This is a genomic window from Parasphingorhabdus sp., from assembly GCF_039968395.1.
Classification (GTDB): Bacteria; Pseudomonadota; Alphaproteobacteria; order Sphingomonadales; family Sphingomonadaceae; genus Parasphingorhabdus.
Genome location: NZ_JBDVPV010000004.1, coordinates 150681 through 168775, shown reverse-complemented (window position 1 = coordinate 168775; position 18095 = coordinate 150681). Strand labels below are relative to the sequence as shown.

At 54.2% G+C, this 18095-nt stretch carries 11 protein-coding genes; 2 read left to right on the top strand and 9 right to left on the bottom strand.

What is annotated here, in order from left to right; all coding sequences use genetic code 11:
* Positions 1 to 19: 19 nt before the first annotated feature.
* Positions 20 to 796 carry an SDR family oxidoreductase gene (locus ABJI30_RS10015; protein WP_348018050.1) on the bottom strand — a complete coding sequence of 259 codons (777 nt, stop codon included), beginning with the start codon at positions 794 to 796 and terminating at the stop codon, positions 20 to 22.
* 274 nt (positions 797 to 1070) lie between these two features.
* Between ABJI30_RS10015 and ABJI30_RS10010 the strand changes: the two genes are divergently transcribed.
* Positions 1071 to 1478, top strand: coding sequence for a glycine zipper 2TM domain-containing protein (locus tag ABJI30_RS10010; protein ID WP_348018049.1), 408 nt, complete (start codon positions 1071 to 1073; stop codon positions 1476 to 1478).
* Positions 1479 to 1629: 151 nt separating this feature from the next.
* Here ABJI30_RS10010 and ABJI30_RS10005 read toward each other — a convergent pair whose 3' ends face one another.
* Genes ABJI30_RS10005 through ABJI30_RS09990 form a run of 4 tightly spaced genes read right to left on the bottom strand, consistent with a single transcriptional unit; the run spans position 1630 to position 11240 of the window.
* Positions 1630 to 5793, bottom strand: a complete 4164-nt coding sequence (locus ABJI30_RS10005) for a hypothetical protein (protein WP_348018048.1) — start codon at positions 5791 to 5793, stop codon at positions 1630 to 1632.
* 1 nt (position 5794) lies between these two features.
* A complete protein-coding gene (locus ABJI30_RS10000) occupies positions 5795 to 7897 on the bottom strand; it encodes a hypothetical protein (protein ID WP_348018047.1) in 2103 nt (700 codons plus the stop codon).
* Positions 7898 to 7902: 5 nt separating this feature from the next.
* Positions 7903 to 9906, bottom strand: coding sequence for a heme-binding protein (locus ABJI30_RS09995; RefSeq protein ID WP_348018046.1), 2004 nt, complete (start codon positions 9904 to 9906; stop codon positions 7903 to 7905).
* Positions 9903 to 11240 carry a multiheme c-type cytochrome gene (locus tag ABJI30_RS09990; protein ID WP_348018173.1) on the bottom strand — a complete coding sequence of 446 codons (1338 nt, stop codon included), beginning with the start codon at positions 11238 to 11240 and terminating at the stop codon, positions 9903 to 9905. Before ABJI30_RS09990 ends, ABJI30_RS09995 begins: the two co-directional genes overlap by 4 nt.
* A 466-nt stretch (positions 11241 to 11706) precedes the next feature.
* Between ABJI30_RS09990 and ABJI30_RS09985 the strand changes: the two genes are divergently transcribed.
* Positions 11707 to 12405 carry a cyclic nucleotide-binding domain-containing protein gene (locus tag ABJI30_RS09985; protein WP_348025473.1) on the top strand — a complete coding sequence of 233 codons (699 nt, stop codon included), beginning with the start codon at positions 11707 to 11709 and terminating at the stop codon, positions 12403 to 12405.
* Positions 12406 to 12407: 2 nt separating this feature from the next.
* Here ABJI30_RS09985 and ABJI30_RS09980 read toward each other — a convergent pair whose 3' ends face one another.
* From ABJI30_RS09980 to cysS, 4 genes are all read right to left on the bottom strand, one after another.
* On the bottom strand, positions 12408 to 13841 hold the full coding sequence (locus ABJI30_RS09980) for an aldehyde dehydrogenase family protein (RefSeq protein ID WP_348018044.1): 1434 nt from the start codon (positions 13839 to 13841) through the stop codon (positions 12408 to 12410).
* 10 nt (positions 13842 to 13851) lie between these two features.
* Positions 13852 to 15498 (bottom strand): acetolactate synthase large subunit, encoded by a 1647-nt coding sequence (locus ABJI30_RS09975; protein WP_348018043.1) that lies wholly within the window; start codon positions 15496 to 15498, stop codon positions 13852 to 13854.
* A gap of 168 nt (positions 15499 to 15666) precedes the next feature.
* Positions 15667 to 16614 (bottom strand): D-2-hydroxyacid dehydrogenase, encoded by a 948-nt coding sequence (locus tag ABJI30_RS09970; protein WP_348018042.1) that lies wholly within the window; start codon positions 16612 to 16614, stop codon positions 15667 to 15669.
* Positions 16611 to 18086, bottom strand: a complete 1476-nt coding sequence (cysS, locus tag ABJI30_RS09965) for a cysteine--tRNA ligase (protein WP_348018041.1) — start codon at positions 18084 to 18086, stop codon at positions 16611 to 16613. Before cysS ends, ABJI30_RS09970 begins: the two co-directional genes overlap by 4 nt.
* Positions 18087 to 18095: the final 9 nt, after the last annotated feature.

Below are 18095 nucleotides of genomic sequence, written 5' to 3'. Positions count from 1 at the left end.
ATCCCCCTCGGTGTCAAAACTAATATTGCGCGGTGCCTCCGTCAACGCTCAGCATGGCTCCGGTTATGCCTGCTCCGGCATCCGAGGCGAGCAGCAAAGCCATGGCCGCAACTTCCTCAACCGTATTGGGACGCTTCAGGGCGCTTTCCTGACTGAACATGTTGATCATCTCGTCAAAAGTCATGCCCATGCCAGCCGCCGTTGCCGGGCCGCTGTCCAAAATCAGATCCGTCAGAACCAGACCCGGGCAAATGGCGTTGACCGTGATCCCCTGGGTCCCCACTTCCTGAGCAACCGATTTGGTCATGCCGTTAATGCCATGCTTGGCGATGGTGTAGGGTGCGAATGTGGGCTTGCCCATTTTTCCTTCGGTAGAGCTGATATTGATAACTCGGCCCGACTGTTGGGCAATCATCGATTTCAATGCCCGGCGGGTGGCCCAGAACGTGGCATAGATATTCCATTTCATCGCCTGATCGAAGGATTCATCTGTCAGATCAGCCAGTGGAGCGAGGTCTCCTGCGCCGCCTGCATTGTTCACCAGAATGTCTACGGTCCCGAACTGCTGGACCGTCTGATCGATAAACCCTTCTACCTGATCCTGCTGCATGACATCCCCTGCAACAAATGTCGCGCGGTCTCCGACACCCAGTTCTTCAAGCACTTTGGCGCCCTTGTCCGGATTGCGGGCCATCAAGGCAATATTGGCACCTTCCTTCAGAAAAAGCTCCGCAATACCCCGCCCAATCCCGGCGGTACCTCCGGTGATCGCTGCTGTTTTACCTTTGAGCTGCATGACATTCTCTCCTGATTTCCTTTGGGTCAGAGCTATCGATAGCTTGGTGATGCGGCAATGATTGAAAAGATTAGGACCTCGGAAATCCTGCGATAAAAGCTTGTAGTGCAAAGATAACTTTCAAACCGTTCATATAAAGAGCTTCAAACATGAACCTCAGATAAAACCGACATTCAGCAAGCGGTCAATCGCCCGCACCTAAAAACATTCTCGTCGGGCATTAATCGAGTCGGGTCCCGTGAAATGCAAGCGAGACTCTTTTGGAGTAGAGATTATGATCAACAAGATTTTGGGAACATTGGCCATCACCACCGCCGCCGTTTCGGCAATGGCTTTCGCTACACCGGCAGAAGCACGGGGTGGATATAGCCAGGGATATAATGACGGATATTATCAGCAGGTCCGTAGTGATCGCCGCAGCTATCGTCGCGGGGACTATTATCGGGATGACCGCTATTATGATCGTCGTGATCGTCGCTATTATCGGGAAAAGCGTCGTTACCGGAATGATCGTCGCCGGTACAGAGGATGTGATCGTGGAACTGGCGGTACCATCATCGGTGCTATCGCAGGCGGACTGCTCGGCAATGAAGTTGCACGTCGCGGTGACAAAACCGAAGGCACCATTATCGGCGGCGCTGTCGGCGCCCTGGCAGGACGCGCCATCGACGGCAACTGCTAGACCTCAAATATAGTATCAAAGCTTTAAGCAATCCCTGAATCCGGTTCACCCCTCTGGCCGGTTCAGGGGCACAATTTCCCCGAGTTGCTTACCGGGGAACGGGGACCGGTGTCCGTTCAGGACCCGGTCCCTGCCTTTTTTCAGACAGAACCTATTGTGGGCGGCGGGCCAGTTTCGCTGGAACAGCGCTCACCCAGTCCGCCATGTCAGGCTTGTCTTTGACAAAATAGGGCTTGCCCTGGCTATTCAGATAGAAGCGCTCCATTTCACTGCGGGTGAAGGGCCGCGATCCGATCCGTCCGAACACCGCCATCTGTCCGCCTGTCTCATCAACCGCGCGATCCCGGTCCAGACCTTTGGACAATGCCAGAGCTGGTTTTGGAGTGCGGGCAAAAGCGATTAGCTCTGGCACGGGTGGCGGCGAGAAACCGTAATAATTGGGCTGGCTGTCCGGGGAAGTCAGCTGCACCACTTTGAGGCCGTTGCGTCCATCCGCGACATAAGCGAACAGGGTCGCATTGGTTGATCCGACGATAACATCCTCTGCATCATTCATCTGGCCACCAAAGGTTTCCTTGCGATAGATTTCAGGTGCTTCGGGCTTGGTAATATTGACAATGACCAGTCCTTCATTCTTGGCCGCAACATAAGCATAGGTCCGGGCCAGATAGAGCCGCCGGGCATTAGCGAGCGGGATCGTACCGGATTCAATTGCAATCGGGTTTTCGAGGTCAGTCACATTGAACAATTTGACGCCGTCTGCATCCGTGACCCACAGATAGCGGAACTGCAGAGCAGAGGCCCGGGCATCCGTGAGCGGCAGGGTTACGACATGACTAGGTTTCAGGGGATCGTTCAGATCGATGACGACAAGGCCGTTGGTTGCAGTGATATAGGCATAGTGGCCGGCTAGTGTTATATGCCGTGCACCTGCCAGAACATTGCCCTCATTCCACGTCGCTGCCCGCTTGAAGAAATTGTTGCGGAACTCACCGTCGGCCAATGTGTTGATATCAACAAGAATCAAGCCCTCTTCACTATCCGTGACGACAGCATAGTTATAGATTGGGTGGAACGCCTGCTCTTCGTTGATCTCGCGTAATTCCTCGGTGTTTCGTGTGGGGGCAATTGGCTGATTGGTTGCCAGCGCCATGCACGTCGCGTTTTTCGTATCGACATGGGTGTCCTGACCAAGGGAGGAGAATGGCGCCTTGATAATCCGCTCAGAAAAGCCCTTGTTGCCGATCGAAGCGACATCATAGGCGCGGAAACCGCCTTTGCCTTCGGCAACAAACATATATTCACCGCGAAGCTGCAGACAGCGGACGCTGTCTCGGGTGCCTTGAACAACATTGGCAAATTCCTCAAGCGCCTTGGTTTCGCCTGACAGATCATCGTCGAGCCGTTCGCCGCGTACCCAGTTAATCAGTTCACGCCCGTTATCCTCAACATGCATCCGCCAGTAATCGGGATACGCATATTTCTGGAGATAGGATCCGATCACAGCTTGAGGCTCATCCCACTCTGTGACGCGCACTGCTTCAAAGCCTTTGTCCATGCCTACCCAGGCATGCAGGCCGACAAAGTTCACAAAATTCGTACCCTGCAACAACAGCTGCGACATGATCGCATTATTGTCATTGGCCTCGCTCAGATGGCAGTCGGAGCATTGCTTGGTTTCGGTCTTGCGCACGGTATGCGGGAAATGCGGTGCAAAGGCCTGGCTGGAAAAGCCGATGGCCGATATCGGAGGCTGCTGCACATAAATGCGTTCGCGGTTGATATTGGTGGAAGAGAGAACCAGCGCCGAGGTTGAGCGGACCGGAGCGATGATGCTGCCCTTGGTGGTCTGGTGCCGACCGAGCTGGAACATTTGATCGCGCGCGACCTGGGGGTTGTAGGTCGCATAGTTACGCGTCGTCCCGCCTTCATATTTGTGGCTTTCTGCTTGCCAGTTGGCTTCGATCGGCAAGTGGCATCCGCCGCAACTGGTGGTCCAGCTAAGGTGGCAGGTGAAGCAGACCATATTCTCGTCTTTATGCGCACGGTCGGCAGAAGTCACACCCGAGCCAAAGCTATATTCGCCGGTTTCCGCTCCGGTTTTCGACATCAGTTTGGAGCGGGCCGCTTTCAGATTGAAATCAGGATGATCGCGATCAACGCTGTCTTTCACGAGACTGACACGCCAGCTCAGTTTGGGGTCAACGATCGAACGCTGGATCAAGACGCGATTGCTATTCTCATCCTGCATCCATTCAAACCGGCGCTGGCCGTCTGCATTGCGCAGCAGGCTCAGATTTTTGCCCTTGGGCGGTGCCGCCAGATTGGACGTCATCAATGTGGGATATGCATCAGCCGTTCCGTGACAGTCTTTGCAGTTAATCTCTACCGCATTGGCAACTTCGCCATATATCAAGCCATTGCCGTGACTGTCCTGGCTGAAGTGGCAATCCGCACATTGCATGCCGACTTCGGCGTGAATGCTCATCATGTGAACGGATTTACCGGGATTGATACCGGGTTCGACGAATTTCGCTTCATCTTCGCGGCGGAATTTTTCCGGATCATCATTGTCGACAATGTCACCATCCTCGTCGAGCAGATTGCCATCGCGATCGCGCTTCAGGATCGCGCGGAAATTCCAGCCGTGGCCATGATAGTCCGCAAATTGCGTGTCTTTCGCGTCGCTGTTGAGGTCATAGACATTGCGCAGAAAATCAATATCTGCCCACAAGCCTTTTGGAGCAGCCCCTTCGGGGTTGCGATCGAGGACCTCTCGAACTTCCCCGGCAGTGGGGAATTTTTGCTGTTTGAAGGTCGTTTCATATTCTTCGTCGCTCATCCCCTCGGGGCGCGGCGTTTTGTTGTCGGGCCCCGGCCACATCAGCGGCGCATCGGATTCATAATCCCACATCGTGTAGCCAAGGTAGCTGTTCAGGAAGATATTCGGCTGGTGCATGTGGCAGTTCATGCACTGGGCGGTTGGGATGGCGCGGGTAAAAGCGTGTTGGACAGGGTGACCTTTTTCGCGATCAGCCGGATCAATATCTTTGGTGTGTTCGTCGCCATGGCCGTCTGTGTGAGCGACTTCTTCTTCATGATCATCGCCATGGTCACCCTTGCCGCCATGAGCGGCATCATAGGTTCCGAATTTGCCAATCCGGTGTTCACCTTCTTTGAGGTTACGGATGGTCGGATCAACGGTCTGGGTCTGCCCGTCACGACCGAATTTTGCCCAGATCAAACTGTGCCGCGGTTCCCGGTCATTCGCATAGACGACATGGCAGCCCGCGCAGCCAGACTGGCGATAATCACCGGGCTGGTCGTTGGTGCCCATGAACCACATGAACGGATCATTGAGTCGGGTTTTGTGGATGTTAAGCGCCGGAATCGCCACGCGCAGGCCCGTGCCAGGTCCCCGATTGGATTGTTTCAGGTCCGGTCGGCCAGGCTCTTCGAGCCGCTGAATGATGCCCCCGATATTGGGCAGTCCAATCTCGGGGAACTGGGTATTGATATTGCGGCCGCCGCGTTCGAAAACCCGGAATATATCGCCTGGGGGAATCGTGTGCCATGTGGGAAGCGGATAGAGAATGGGCAGGGCACCGCGCTTTTTCTGCGCTTCTGTGACCGTACCATGAGGATTGCCGGGTGACTTGATCGTCGCCCCTTCACCCTTCCGGGTATAGGCCTCGCCAAACACGTAATTCTTGAATGGCACAATGCCATTATTATAGGCGGCTCCACCCCAGAGCATGGCGCCAGTCGCCATAAGCGAGCGTTCCGAGGCCTCGATAATTTCCATGTGGCAAGCGCCGCAAGATTCGCGCGCCACCCGGTAATCAGACGGATTGACGAAGCGGACAAACTCGGGCGATTCCTTGTTGAGCAGGCCATAGCTGCGTTTGGGGTTGGCGGATGAAGGCCAATGCCAGCTCTCAGGATATTTGGGCAGAACATGCGCTTTTTTCAGTGCATCCATATAGCGCAGGTTATTCTTGCCCCATTTGTTATCGCCAACCACGGCTGCATCACCGCCATGACAGTCGACACAGCCGAGCACGACTGCCGGTGTAGCATGCATGGTTTTCTGGTCGCTGTCGGTATGGCAGGAAACGCAACCTGAACTTTTCGCATTGGCGCTATCCCATGTCTGGTTTTGCGGAGCTGGCGGCGTAAAGCTGTAATCAATCTTTTGGGGTTTCTCTTTTCCGGCAGCGAGCAGCAACGAAGCCGGAGTCGCGGTCAGTACAAGCGCGCCCAATCCCGCAATAATCGTCTTTTTCTGGCGGAGAAGGGTTTGGATTAGCTGCATATCAGAAAGCCAATATCGCGTTGAAGAGAATGGAATAGTGGAACTTGCGGTTGTCGCTCTGATCAAACAGGTCCTTGAAACCATCGCCCGGCAACAGCGCGGCACCTGACAGGCGGAACACCAGATTTTGTGTAGCCTTCGGACGATAAATTCCGGCAAGTGAAAGGTCCCAGCCAATGTCTTTCGGTATCGAGCCTTCGACCCGCAAGGCCTCCAGGCTTTCCGTTTTGTGGAACCAGAGATGATTGGCATTGGCTGACAGACGGAAATCAGGCGTCAGATCTGCATCCACTCCCACCCCCGCCAGAATGGTACCCGGGTTGTTGAAGTTGCTTTGACCTTGTTCCTTGGAAGAACGAAGCGAATTCAGAATTCCGTTGCGGCCATTGATGCTTATGACGCGCCCACCTCCGGCGAAGGGTATGGTCTGGCGGATCCAATAGCTTGTATCCGCACCGGCAAAAATCGGGTTTTCGAAAATCGCATCAAATCCTGCTTCGGTGTTGTTATATGGATTACCGTCCCCGCTGGCGAGTAGACCAGAGGCCCGGAACCGCAGAAAATCGACATCATAACTGGCTTCCGCTGCCGCAAAATAGGCTTCAATCTTCGCTGGCTCACTGGTGAAAAAGCTGTTCCGGTCTTCGCCGAAGGCGCCATAGATCTGGCCGGTAACGTTTATCCGGCCAATGCGTCCGTCGACTGCATAACCGGGATAGACAACGTCATATGCTCGGCCCCGGATATCGCCAAGGAGGGCAGGGCGGACGGGAAAACCATTGTCGTCAATTTCGACATCGCTTTTTTCGCGGTTCATATTGTAGGTGACGCTGAATTGACTGGTCAGCCCGACAAACGGCAAATCCTGCCGATACAGATTGGCGAAGAAGATATAGCTTTCGCGCGGGGTTTGGAAAATATCGTTGAGGCCGCTGTTGGTGTCCTTCTCCAACTGCACAAATGCGCCGAGATTATATTGTACGCGATTATTGTCGCGTGTGCCGAACAGGCGAAATCCAAGCTGGTTATCCTGAAACAGGAATCCGCGAAAATCCGCCTGCATCGGCTGAATGCCTATGCGGAAACTGTCAAAGTCATAGCGCGCGGATGTGTTGCGAATGTGATAGTCGAAAAATGCCTCCTGGACGCCGACAAAATAGTCGGTGCGATTGGAGGACTTCGAAGGTTCGACAAACAGGACCCGGCGTTCAGGTACATCGACATGATTGATCTGCGTGGCAAGCGTGACCCGATATTCGACGTCTGGCGGTTTGTAAGCCGTCGAGCCCTTGATCAGCGCAAAACCGGTGATGAAGGTCTGCGCGAGAACGAGGGAGTTTGAGCGGCCAAATACATCAATGCTGCCGGCGCGTTCGGTGGTCTGCACTCCAACCGGAATCGGGAAGCTGCGCGGTTCCACAACAGTATCCGAGATCGCGTTCACGACGAAGAACCAGTCGTCGCCTTTAAGAAAGCCGGGCTTTTTGTCAGCCGGGATCGGCTTGTCGCCTTTCAGAACATTCTGACCATAAGGATCCAGTGTGCTCCGACAATTGCTCTTCAGCGCACCGAAGACCTTGTAGATCGATTGATCACCACCCTTTTGAGGACAGAGCGATTGTAATATGCGCCAACGATCCGGCACGGGAAACTCGTCGGTCGGGAAGGCTTCGGGCGGGGGAGCGCGGACTGCACCCGGATTGTCTTGCGTTACAAGTTCCGGAAGCTCCTTTTGAACGCCAGGACGTCGCCGACCGTCAATCAGCGCTTCATCGGCAGGCAATCCATCAAAATCCATTTCAAGCTGGACGGGTTCCGCTGTCGGTTCCGGAGTAGAAGCAGGGCCAACGGCTTGTTCAGGAGATGGTTGCGGCGCTGCTGCGGTGGTGGTCTCTTCGAGGTCGGGGTCGGGGCCCCCAACAGCAAGAACCGGTTCTTCAATGTCGTTACCCGGCGAGCGGGTCCAGTCGAAATCTTCGCCAGCCAGCAAGGCGATCAGCGACGCCTCCATCTCCTCCACCGAAGCGCGTTGATCTTCCATCTGCTCGGCCTGACCAGACATGACCGCCAATATCGGCACAAAAGAAGAAGAGAGCGCAGCCACTGGAGCTAGAGTCCCTCGCAGACATTTTGGTCATCGGTGTCCAGAAACGGAGCGAACGGGCAGTTCACATAGCGCAATCTCACCTGTGCATCGCCAAGATCCACCACGACATTGTCCGCTCTTACGGCTTTGGGCGCGTTTCCGATCCCGCTGACTCTCTGACCGGCATTATGCAGGCCCAGAAAACTGATCATGTCATCCTGATCGATCCCGTCTCCCGATACCCCGATGCCGCCAATCAGCTGATCACCGCGATATATCGGGACACTGCCCGGGAAAATCTGGATGCCATTTTGCAGTCTGTTTTGACCGGGAGCCACATCAGGCAAAGTTGTACAGCGTTGCGGCGTATCGGCAGCCATCGGGTCACCGACGAATGTCACATGGGCACCAATATTGCCGATGACAAAGTCAAGTTGCAGTCCATTGTTGAATGCGTTGAATTTTTCTATCGGTTTGGACAACGGTCCGGGAGGACGTCCAACTTCGCCGTCCGGGAAATAGGGTCGCGACAGATTTCCGCCTGACCGATCGGCGAAAGCAACGGTCCCGGTCAGAGCATTTGGATCACCCAAAAAGGTTCGTGCTGCCTGGACATATGGCGCAATATCAACCGTAGCGAGCATCTCTGCGCCCGCTACCGCGTTTGAAAAAAATGTCGCCGTTCTGGCTTTTTGCAATGAAACATCTGTCCCAAAGATAGGAGCATCTGGAGATCTTACGATGCCCAGAATCTGGCCATGTGTGTCGACGACCGAGATCGATACCTGTGCCCGACTGTCAAGCGGCTGCCGAATTTGCGCCCGCGCCCGGGTCATCACGATGAAGGCTTCTTCCAGAATTGCCCGAACTTCCGCAGCGCTAAGCGGTGTAGTTACGCTGGCCGCATCAGTGGCGGCGCGGATTGGAAACCGATTGGTTCCTGAACCATCGGTCAACACAAACGCATCGCGATTTTGGAATTCAGCCGCGGTCGAAGCGCGAATGCCCGAAGCTTCGGTTCCGTAGGCGCTGCCGGCGATAATGACGGCATCATTGTAGCCCCGCACAGCCACCAGCGCTCCCGAAGTGCCGTTGATTGCCGCAAAATTGCTCTGCAGCGGGGAAAGATCATTCACGACCATATCGCTGAAGCGGAGCGATGTGCCGTCCACGGCGATCCTGTTGGCAGTTATCGAGCCAGGGGGGGCAAATCCCTGAATGCCTGCCAGAGCAATTGCTTCTTCATCGTCTTTGTCGATATCCAGAATATTGTTGTCAAAACCATAGTCGCCATCGCCCATGACCCCGATCGCGCCAACGACAACTCCGTTTTTGTAAAGGGGTAGCCCTCCGGGATCAGCGGCCAGGCCCAAAGGAGATCGTTTGGGTCCTATCAATCCTGCCGCACCGCCGCCGGACATGAAACGGGCTGACAGGTCGGAACAAGGTAACTGACTGTATTGCACACCGAAAAGTGGTCCGCTCTCCAGACCGACTGTTGTCGGCGCTGGCGGAAAATGTTCCTGAATGATCTGGCTTGCCGTGCGTGTCGAAAAGGCGTTGCCTGAACTGGACAGATAAGCCCCGGTCACCGCTTTCGAGATCGCGGCAATTGTGGCCGGCACCATCGCACCTTGCAACCCTTCCGGGTTGGCCGCGGGGCCGTTAATTGTTTCGTCGCTGGCCGAAGCATTGGGGTTTGCGCCGTTCATCTGGAAAACGGCCAGCACGTTGCCAACCCGATCCGTCACGGCAATGATTGAAGGCAGGTTACGCGCCGTCGCTTCGCCAACGGCTTGCGCGATTACCGTTTGAATATCGACAACGCTAAGCGATTCCTGAGCCGGAGCGGTATATTCGCCGCCATCGCCATAAGTCGGAGGTGTCGGGGTGGGTGCGGGTGCCGGGCTTGGTGAAGGTGAAGGAGTACCGCCGAAATTGTTGCTTCCGCCGCCACCACCGCCGCAGGATGACAGAATAAGCGCCGCCGCTGATATTGCCGCGGTGAAGCGTAACTTCCGGATCATCTGAGCGACCTTATCGTACGAACTGCACTGCCAAGAGCGCGGCGGAATTTGAGCGGCTCATAATTGTTGGGATTATCCACGGCAGCATAGGCACGATTGATTTGACCGCGCAGGCTCGACGCAGCCCCAACGCTCACTTGTCCGCTGTTGACCAGCCCGTTGAGCAACGTATCAATCGCCATCACGGCTTGCACGCTGCCTTCATAATCTGTGAACCGCGGAGAAATGGCCTGCCCCGCAATCGTCTCCATAATCTGGAATGTCTGCGCTTTACCGAAACTCGCGCGTGAGAAACGATCAGCCAATGTAACTGCCGTTTGCCGCAACCTGGCTGCTGCTTCGAGTGCCGGTTTGCGGCCTTGTCCCATCGCAGCATGAAATGCCTTGGAACGCGCATTGAACTGACCCGAAAGTTCCGGTGCGGCGACCTTGATTGCTGCACTCAGCATAATCATGTTCTCGTCATTATAAGGCGGCATGCCTTCCGGAATCGGTCGACCGGGATTGTCTATGGATGTTGGACGCGCCGATGCTTCATCATAAATCCGCCGATGGCAGCTATGGCAATCATAGAAATAGAATTCCGGAAAAATGCCTTCGGTCGCGAGGGCCGGCTTGGCAAAAAGATTCAGCGACCGTTCCAGTGCCATGGACTGGCCAACAGCCCAGAACCGCACAGCGTTTGTTTTTCCTTTGCGGCGCACATAATCGACATCTTCGTCATGATGTTGTTGCAAAGTGGAAAACAGATCCAGTTCGAACGAGATTCGGGGATGTCCCGCGGCCATGATCCGGTGATCTACAAACTGTCCGTCATTGGTGCTGCCAAAATGACAGTCCAGACACACGCTGGCGCGCGCTTTTGGATTGTCGAGTGGGGTCAGGCCCTGAGAGACGTTGCGAGCGTGGCTTGCTCCGACGGCATAGTGGGCTGACAGCCACTCGGATGATGCACCGTGACAGGATTCACATCCGACGCCATCGGCGAGCTGGAAGCGAGGGCCCTTGCGGGGTGCTTGTGTGCTGTGGCAACCCAGACATTGCTGTGATGCGGCCGCATCCCCGATCCCCAATCGCTTTGCGATCGCGATACTGCGGGGTTCCCGCAAAACCCGAAATGCCCGGCTGTGCGCGCCGCCCGGTGTCGATTCTTCCTGCCAGCGCAGGATTTCATCCTGCCGAACGATCTCGCCATCTGCTTCCTGACGACCATGGCAGGTTGTACCGCCGCAGGTCGCAACGCCCAGATACGTTCCGTTCGCCAATTCGGGAGCCGCTTCGACGGGTTCCGGAGTTGCGAGGGAAGCGAGAAAAAATGCCACGCCAGCCAGCATCACGCAAAACGCGCCTGCGGCAAGAGCGGGGAGCTTGTGCGCTACCCTGCTGAGATCCCAGTATCTGTCTTTCCCCATCTGCATCGTTGCTCCTCCTGATCGGAAGATCAGGTCCCTCTGACAGCACGACGCGACCCAAGTCGTTCGATATTAACCATAATCTACCTATCCCCGTTCGATCACTCAATGCAAACGAAAAAGGGTTAATTTCTGTTGTTTATTAGGGGTTTGCGGGAAAGATTGTTGCCAAATGGTGACGTACTGTGATGTAAACGCAACTATTCGGTGTGTAACAGATCGCATCTGAATGCTGTGCGGAATTGCGAGTCGCACCTGTTGAGTGTGTTGCGCTGATTTGGTTGATTTTCCATTTGTTGCTAGAAGATGGTTCGCCAGCCGGATTTGAACCAGACACGATTTCTCCGGTGCGGAGCAGTGTTGCGGATAAATTTGAAGGGGATGGGCATTGGAACTGACTCTGGAATCGGCGTTGTCGGCAGATGGCATACTTGGCCACCTTTCTTTTCTCCTTTTGATCATATCGATGCTCAGCAACAAGATGTACTGGTTACGTGTGGGCGTGATTGGAGCTGCCCTGTCAGGAATTGCTTATGGACTGCTGGTGCTGGGCGATCCGGCAACCATCTTTTGGTACGGCCTTTTGCTGGCAGTAAGCATATTCCAATTCGTCCGGCTCATGCAGGCAGAAAGATCAGCAGCATTTACGGGCGAAGAAGAAAAGATGGTCCAGGCTGTATTTCGTGATCTGGATTCAAGAGAGGCCCGCAAGCTCCTGGATGAAGGATTCTGGATTGATCGGGAAACTGGTCGCGAGTTGATTCAGGAAGGAAGTGCTGTGGGCCACTTATACTATCTGGCAAGGGGCAAGGCCGAAGTTCGGAGCGCCGGAAAGACCGTAGGATATTGCCAGAGCGGTGACCTGATTGGTGAAGGGACGGTGCTGACTTCCGAAACCGCAACCGGAACCGTGTCCCTCTCTGAAGACTCTCGCTTGTGGTGCATTCCTGCGCCTGTCTTGCGGAACTATCTCGACAAAAATGATGCCGTGCGCAGTGTTATCGACCGCCGGATTGGCGAGGCCTTGAAATCGAAGCTGCGGGCAACCAATGTCGCGCTTTCCAGAGCGGGCGGTATCGAAAGTTAGTTTTACTTCCGGCGAATGACGAGATTGCGAATTTCGGTCATGTCTTCCATCGCAAACCGGATGCCTTCCCGACCGAGGCCGCTATCCTTGACGCCGCCATAGGGCATATTGTCAACACGATAGGATGGAACATCATTGATAACCACACCGCCGACATCCAGCGTGTCCCATGCATCAAGCGACTTGAACAGGTCGCGTGTGAAAATCCCGGCTTGCAAACCGAACTTGCTGTCATTGACTTCTTCCATTGCAGCATGGAAGTCGCTGAATTTTGACAGCAGAGCAAGTGGACCAAATGCCTCTTCGCGATTGGCAGCTGCATTGGTATCGACATTTTCGAGCAAGGTTGCCTCGAGCATGTTACCACTGCGATTACCGCCGCAAAGCAGGGTTGCACCGTCTGCAACAGCATCTTCAATCCAACCGTGAAGACGGGTTGCTTCGCCTTCGGAAATCATCGGGCCGATGAACGTTTTTGGATTTTTCGGATCGCCGGCTACCAATGTTGCTGTTTTCGCAACCAGCATATCCCTGAACTGATCGTAGATTTTCTCGTGAATGATGATCCGTTGAACGCCGATACAGCTTTGCCCGGATTGGTAGAATGCCCCGAAAATGATCCTTTCCAGCGCATCTTCTAGGTCGGCATCTTGATCAACAATAACCGCCGCATTTCCGCCCAATTCGAGAACGACCGGTTTCTTGCCGGCCTTGGCTTTCAGATCCCAGCCAACCCCTGGCGATCCGGTAAAGGACAGGAGTTTCAATCGATCGTCAACGGTGAACAGATCCGCACCGTCACGACTGGCGGGCAGAATGGAAAACGCACCCTTCGGCAAATCGGTTTCAGCCAGCACTTCGCCCATGATGATTGCGCCAAGCGGTGTTTTTGAAGCCGGTTTCATGACGAATGGGCAGCCAACGGCGATTGCAGGTGCTATCTTGTGAGCGGCCAGATTCAGCGGGAAGTTAAACGGAGAAATGAAGCTGCACGGGCCAATCGGGACACGCTTCCACATTCCCTGATAGCCTTTTGCACGCGCCGAAATATCAAGCGGCTGCACCTCGCCATAACTGCGTACGGATTCCTCAGCGGCAATCCGGAACGTATCGATCAACCGACCAACTTCGCCTTCGGCATCGTTAATCGGTTTGCCGGCTTCGACACAAAGCGAATAAGCCAGTTCATCAAAACGTTCCTTGAACCGGTCTACACAATGCTGGAGCACGTTCTGCCGCTCATAGCTGGCCATTTTGGCCATGGGCTCGGCGGCGGCAACTGCGCCTGCAATTGCCTCCTCGATGACATCCGGTGTGGCCAATGCCGTCCGGAAAGCTACTTCGTTGGTGAACTTGTCCGTAACTTTCAGGTCTTCATTGGGCTGCGCTGCCACATTGTTCAGATAGAGCGGATAAACATCCTTCAATTTTGTCATTCCGTATGCCTCAAACTTTCGCGCTGAGTTCCTTGATTTCGACATTCAATATCCGGTCATTGTCCGAATAATCGACCGGACAGTCAATCAGATGGACGCCATCGGTGCTCAGGCAGTGATCGATGGTTTCCTGGAGGTTTTGGGCACTGGTAATCCGATGCCCGTTCGCGCCATAGCTTTCTGCATATTTGACGAAATCCGGATTGTCATATGTCAGACCCCAGTCCTTGAAGCCCATGTTGGCCTGCTTCCAGCGGATCATGCCGTAGCTGCTGTCGTTCAGGATAAGCACCGTGATATTCAGTTTCAGCCGGACAGCAGTTTCCATTTCCTGGCTATTCATCATGAAGCCGCCATCGCCACAAATCGCCATGACCTTGCGATCGGGATAGACCATAGCCGATGCCATAGCCGAAGGCAGACCTGCGCCCATTGTCGCCAACGCATTGTCGAGTAATACGGTATTGGCTTCGCGCGCATTATAGTTCCGCGCAAACCAGATTTTGTAGACACCGTTGTCGAGGCAGATAATGCCATCGGCCGGCATGGCGTTGCGTACGACCTTCACCAGATGTGGCGGATAAATTGGACAGCGCATATCGTCATCCATTGATGCCGTATGCTCTTCTTCAGCTTTGCGCGCTTTGTACATCGCATCGAAATTCCAGCTTCCCGAAGGAACAATATCTTCCTTCATTTGCCAGACCGCATTGCCAATATCACCAATAACTTCGACATGCGGGAAATAGACAGGATCCACTTCAGCCGAATTCATGGATACGTGGATCACTTCGGGACCACCCTCTTTCATAAAAAACGGGGGTTTCTCGATCACATCATGGCCGACGTTGATGATCAGGTCCGCCGACTCAATCGCGCTGTGGACAAAATCATTGGCGGATAAGGCTGCACAGCCCATAAACTCCTTGTTGGTTTCATCGACAACACCCTTGCCCAATTGCGTTGTTACGAAGGGAATGCCGGTTTTTTCGATAAACTGTGTCAGCATCCTGCCGGTTGTGGTCCGGTTGGCACCGCCGCCAATCACCAGAATTGGTGACTTGGCATTTTCGATTTTCTTGGTTGCTGCACGGACCGCCTTGGCTTCTGCCACCGGACGGCGAGCCAGACTCGGCGTAATCGGTTTGGAGTCCGTTTGCTCGTCCGCAATATCTTCCGGAAACTCGATATGGGTAGCGCCGGGTTTCTCTTCCTCCGCGAGGCGGATCGCTTCGCGCACGCGGCTTGGAATATTGTCCGCCGAGGCCAGTTGATGGGTGAATTTGGTGATCGGCCCCATCATGTCAACCACATCCAGAATCTGAAAACGTCCCTGTTTGGATTTCTTGATCGGTTTCTGGCCGGTAACCATCAAGATCGGCATTCCCCCCAATTGGGCATAAGCCGCGGCCGTCACCAGATTGGTTGCGCCGGGACCGAGTGTGGCCATGCAGACGCCGGTCTTGCCGGTATGGCGCCCGTAAGTGGCGGCCATGAAGCCTGCGCCCTGCTCGTGGCGGGTCAGGATGAGCTGGATTTTTTTGGAACGGGACAGGCTGTCGAGCATGTCGAGATTTTCTTCACCGGGTACACCGAAAAGATATTCAACGCCTTCATTCTCAAGACATTCTACGAACAGATCTGAAGCTTTAGTCATGCGGGTCCTTCCCTGATCTTATTGATCAATCGTGGTTCGAGTGAACGGTAACGACCCCGAGAAAAGTTTTTCCCCCTCCAGAAAAAGACTCAACTCCACCCCTATGCTGTTGGTTGATAAGTCAAATCTGTTTACGAGTCACGTCTCAATCGAAAAAATTCAGGCTTTTCAATAGCCGCGATCAAAGTCAGCTACGGCAATCATTTCATCACCATTCTGATAGCGTTTCAGATTTTCAACAAACCGGGCTGCGGCGCGCTGAAACATTCGGGTCTGAGCCTGACCGGACAAGTGCATGGTAATCATGCAGTTTGGAGCGTCCCACAGAGGATGATCCTTTGGCAGCGGTTCCGGGTCCGTGACGTCGAGTACAGCCCCGCCGATGGTTTTGCTGTTCAACGCTTCGAGAAGCGCAGGCTGATCGATCAGCGATCCGCGCGCGACGTTGATCAGCCAGGCGGAAGATTTCATGGCTGCAAATTCGGCGGCACCAAGAAGATGCTGTGTTTCGTCGGTCGCAGGGGCAGAAACAAAAATCCAGTCAAATTCACCGAGCCGGTCGCGCCAGTCATCCAGTCCAATAATTTGAGGATCGTCTGTTGCCGTGCGCCGGACGGCAGTGACCTCGACATCAAATCCGGACAGCTTTTTGGCAATCTGTTGTCCGATCCCGCCATAGCCGATGATCAGTGCCTTGCTGTCGTCAATTTCTGCGGTTCCTGGGGGCATTTCCAGCCAGTTATGTTGCCGTTGATGGTCCAGAATTGTGTCCATCCGCTTGGCTGCTGCCAGCATCATCATGACCGCAAACTCGGCAATCGGAGCGCTGTTCAGGCCCGCGCCATTGGTCAGGATCGTTTTCTGTGACTTGAGCTGGTGGAGCGGAAAATGTTCCACACCGGCGTAAATGCTGTTCAGCCATTTGAGATTGGTGGCGGCTGCAATGATCGATGCCATCTTGTCTTTGTCATACATGTCGAACCAGCCGATTTCCGCGTGCGGAGCGATTTCGAGCGCTTCTTCCGTGCTGGTAAACCAGGTCACGTCAAGATCGCCGCAATGTGGTTCGACCAACGGACGCACAAGAGATGCCATGGCAGCTATTGGTTTGGTCATATTGATATTCTCCATTCCCAGCGCAGCGCATCCCCATCCATGAGATCGACTCCCTGTTCGGTTAGTTCGTCGCGTATTGCGTCTGCCTTTGCAAAATCCTTGTCGACTTTGGCTTGCTGGCGAAGGTTGATCATGGCTTCAATGTCAGACGCTTTGATAGTGGCATCCGCTGGCCTTAACCGCAGATCAGCACGGGTGACTTGTTCCAGATCAAGCCCAAAAATCCCATCCATCTCTTGGAGGAGCGCCATTCGCTGAGATGCGTTGACTTTTTTCAGACCCAGAAGCTCTTCGAGCAGCGGAACAGCCTTGGCGCTGTTCAGATCATCTGCCATTGCCGCATCCAGCTTCTCCCGTAGCTCCGAGATTTTGGGGTGCTCCCTAGCCTTCGCTTCAGTTGCATCCGCTGCGTCGAATTTGAGGCGCAAATTTTCGACGCCCATGACGATCCGCTTGAACCGGGTCAATGCAGCTAGCAAATTGTCCCAGGTAAATTCCAGCTCGCTGCGATAATGCGCCTGCAAGCACATCAACCGATAGGCAAGGGGATGAATTCCTTTGTCGACCAGCACCTGCAAGCGCAGAAAATCACCGCTTGATTTCGACATTTTGCCCGCCCGGTCGATCAGGAAGTTATTATGCATCCAGATATTGGCACCGCTGTGTTCCGAGCAGTTGTGCGCCTGATTCTGGGCGATCTCATTGGGATGATGGATTTCACGATGATCGATACCGCCGGTATGAATGTCAAATTCATTTCCGAGATATTTCATGCTCATCTGTGAACATTCCAGGTGCCAGCCCGGTGCCCCTTTGCCCCATGGGCTATCCCATTCCATCTGACGGTTTTCGCCGGGCGGAGTTTTCCGCCAGATGGCAAAATCCTGCGCGTGGCGCTTGCCCTCGACTTCTTCAATGCGCCCTTCGACATCATCGCTTTTATTACCGGCTAACCGGCCATAATCCGGAACCGTCGTGGTATCGAAATACAGACCGGATTCACATTCGTAGCAATGCTTGTCGGCAATGCCTTTGGCGAATTCGATCATCTCTTCGACATGATCGGTGGCAATGGACCATTTGGCCGGTTGGCGGATATTCAGGCGATTGATGTCATCCCAATAGGCATCCGTGTAATATCTGGCGATATCCCAAGCGGTCTTGCCCGACGCCGCGGCTGCCTTTTCCATTTTGTCATCGCCGACATCCGCATCGGAGGTGAGATGACCGACATCGGTAATATTGATGATATGTGTAAGTTTATAGCCGCTCCAGCTTAATGTTCTGCCAAGCAGATCAGCGAAAATATAAGCCCGCATATTTCCGATATGCTGATAATTGTAAACGGTTGGTCCGCATGTATAAACGCGCGCTTCGCCTGCATGAACCGGATGGAATGTTTCCAGCTTCCGGGTCAGACTGTTGAACAGTTTTAATGGTTGTCTTGCTCGTTGCGAAGAGTTTTCGTTCATGCCCTTCGC

Bases quoted from the DNA above. Each gene is read 5' to 3' on its own strand.
- ABJI30_RS10015 (WP_348018050.1), bottom strand. From the start codon at position 796: ATGCAGCTCAAAGGTAAAACAGCAGCGATCACCGGAGGTACCGCCGGG.
- ABJI30_RS10010 (WP_348018049.1), top strand. From the start codon at position 1,071: ATGATCAACAAGATTTTGGGAACATTGGCCATCACCACCGCCGCCGTT.
- ABJI30_RS10005 (WP_348018048.1), bottom strand. From the start codon at position 5,793: ATGCAGCTAATCCAAACCCTTCTCCGCCAGAAAAAGACGATTATTGCG.
- ABJI30_RS09995 (WP_348018046.1), bottom strand. From the start codon at position 9,906: ATGATCCGGAAGTTACGCTTCACCGCGGCAATATCAGCGGCGGCGCTT.
- ABJI30_RS09990 (WP_348018173.1), bottom strand. From the start codon at position 11,240: ATGCTGGCTGGCGTGGCATTTTTTCTCGCTTCCCTCGCAACTCCGGAA.
- ABJI30_RS09980 (WP_348018044.1), bottom strand. From the start codon at position 13,841: ATGACAAAATTGAAGGATGTTTATCCGCTCTATCTGAACAATGTGGCA.
- ABJI30_RS09975 (WP_348018043.1), bottom strand. From the start codon at position 15,498: ATGACTAAAGCTTCAGATCTGTTCGTAGAATGTCTTGAGAATGAAGGC.
- ABJI30_RS09970 (WP_348018042.1), bottom strand. From the start codon at position 16,614: ATGACCAAACCAATAGCTGCCATGGCATCTCTTGTGCGTCCGTTGGTC.
- cysS (WP_348018041.1), bottom strand. From the start codon at position 18,086: ATGAACGAAAACTCTTCGCAACGAGCAAGACAACCATTAAAACTGTTC.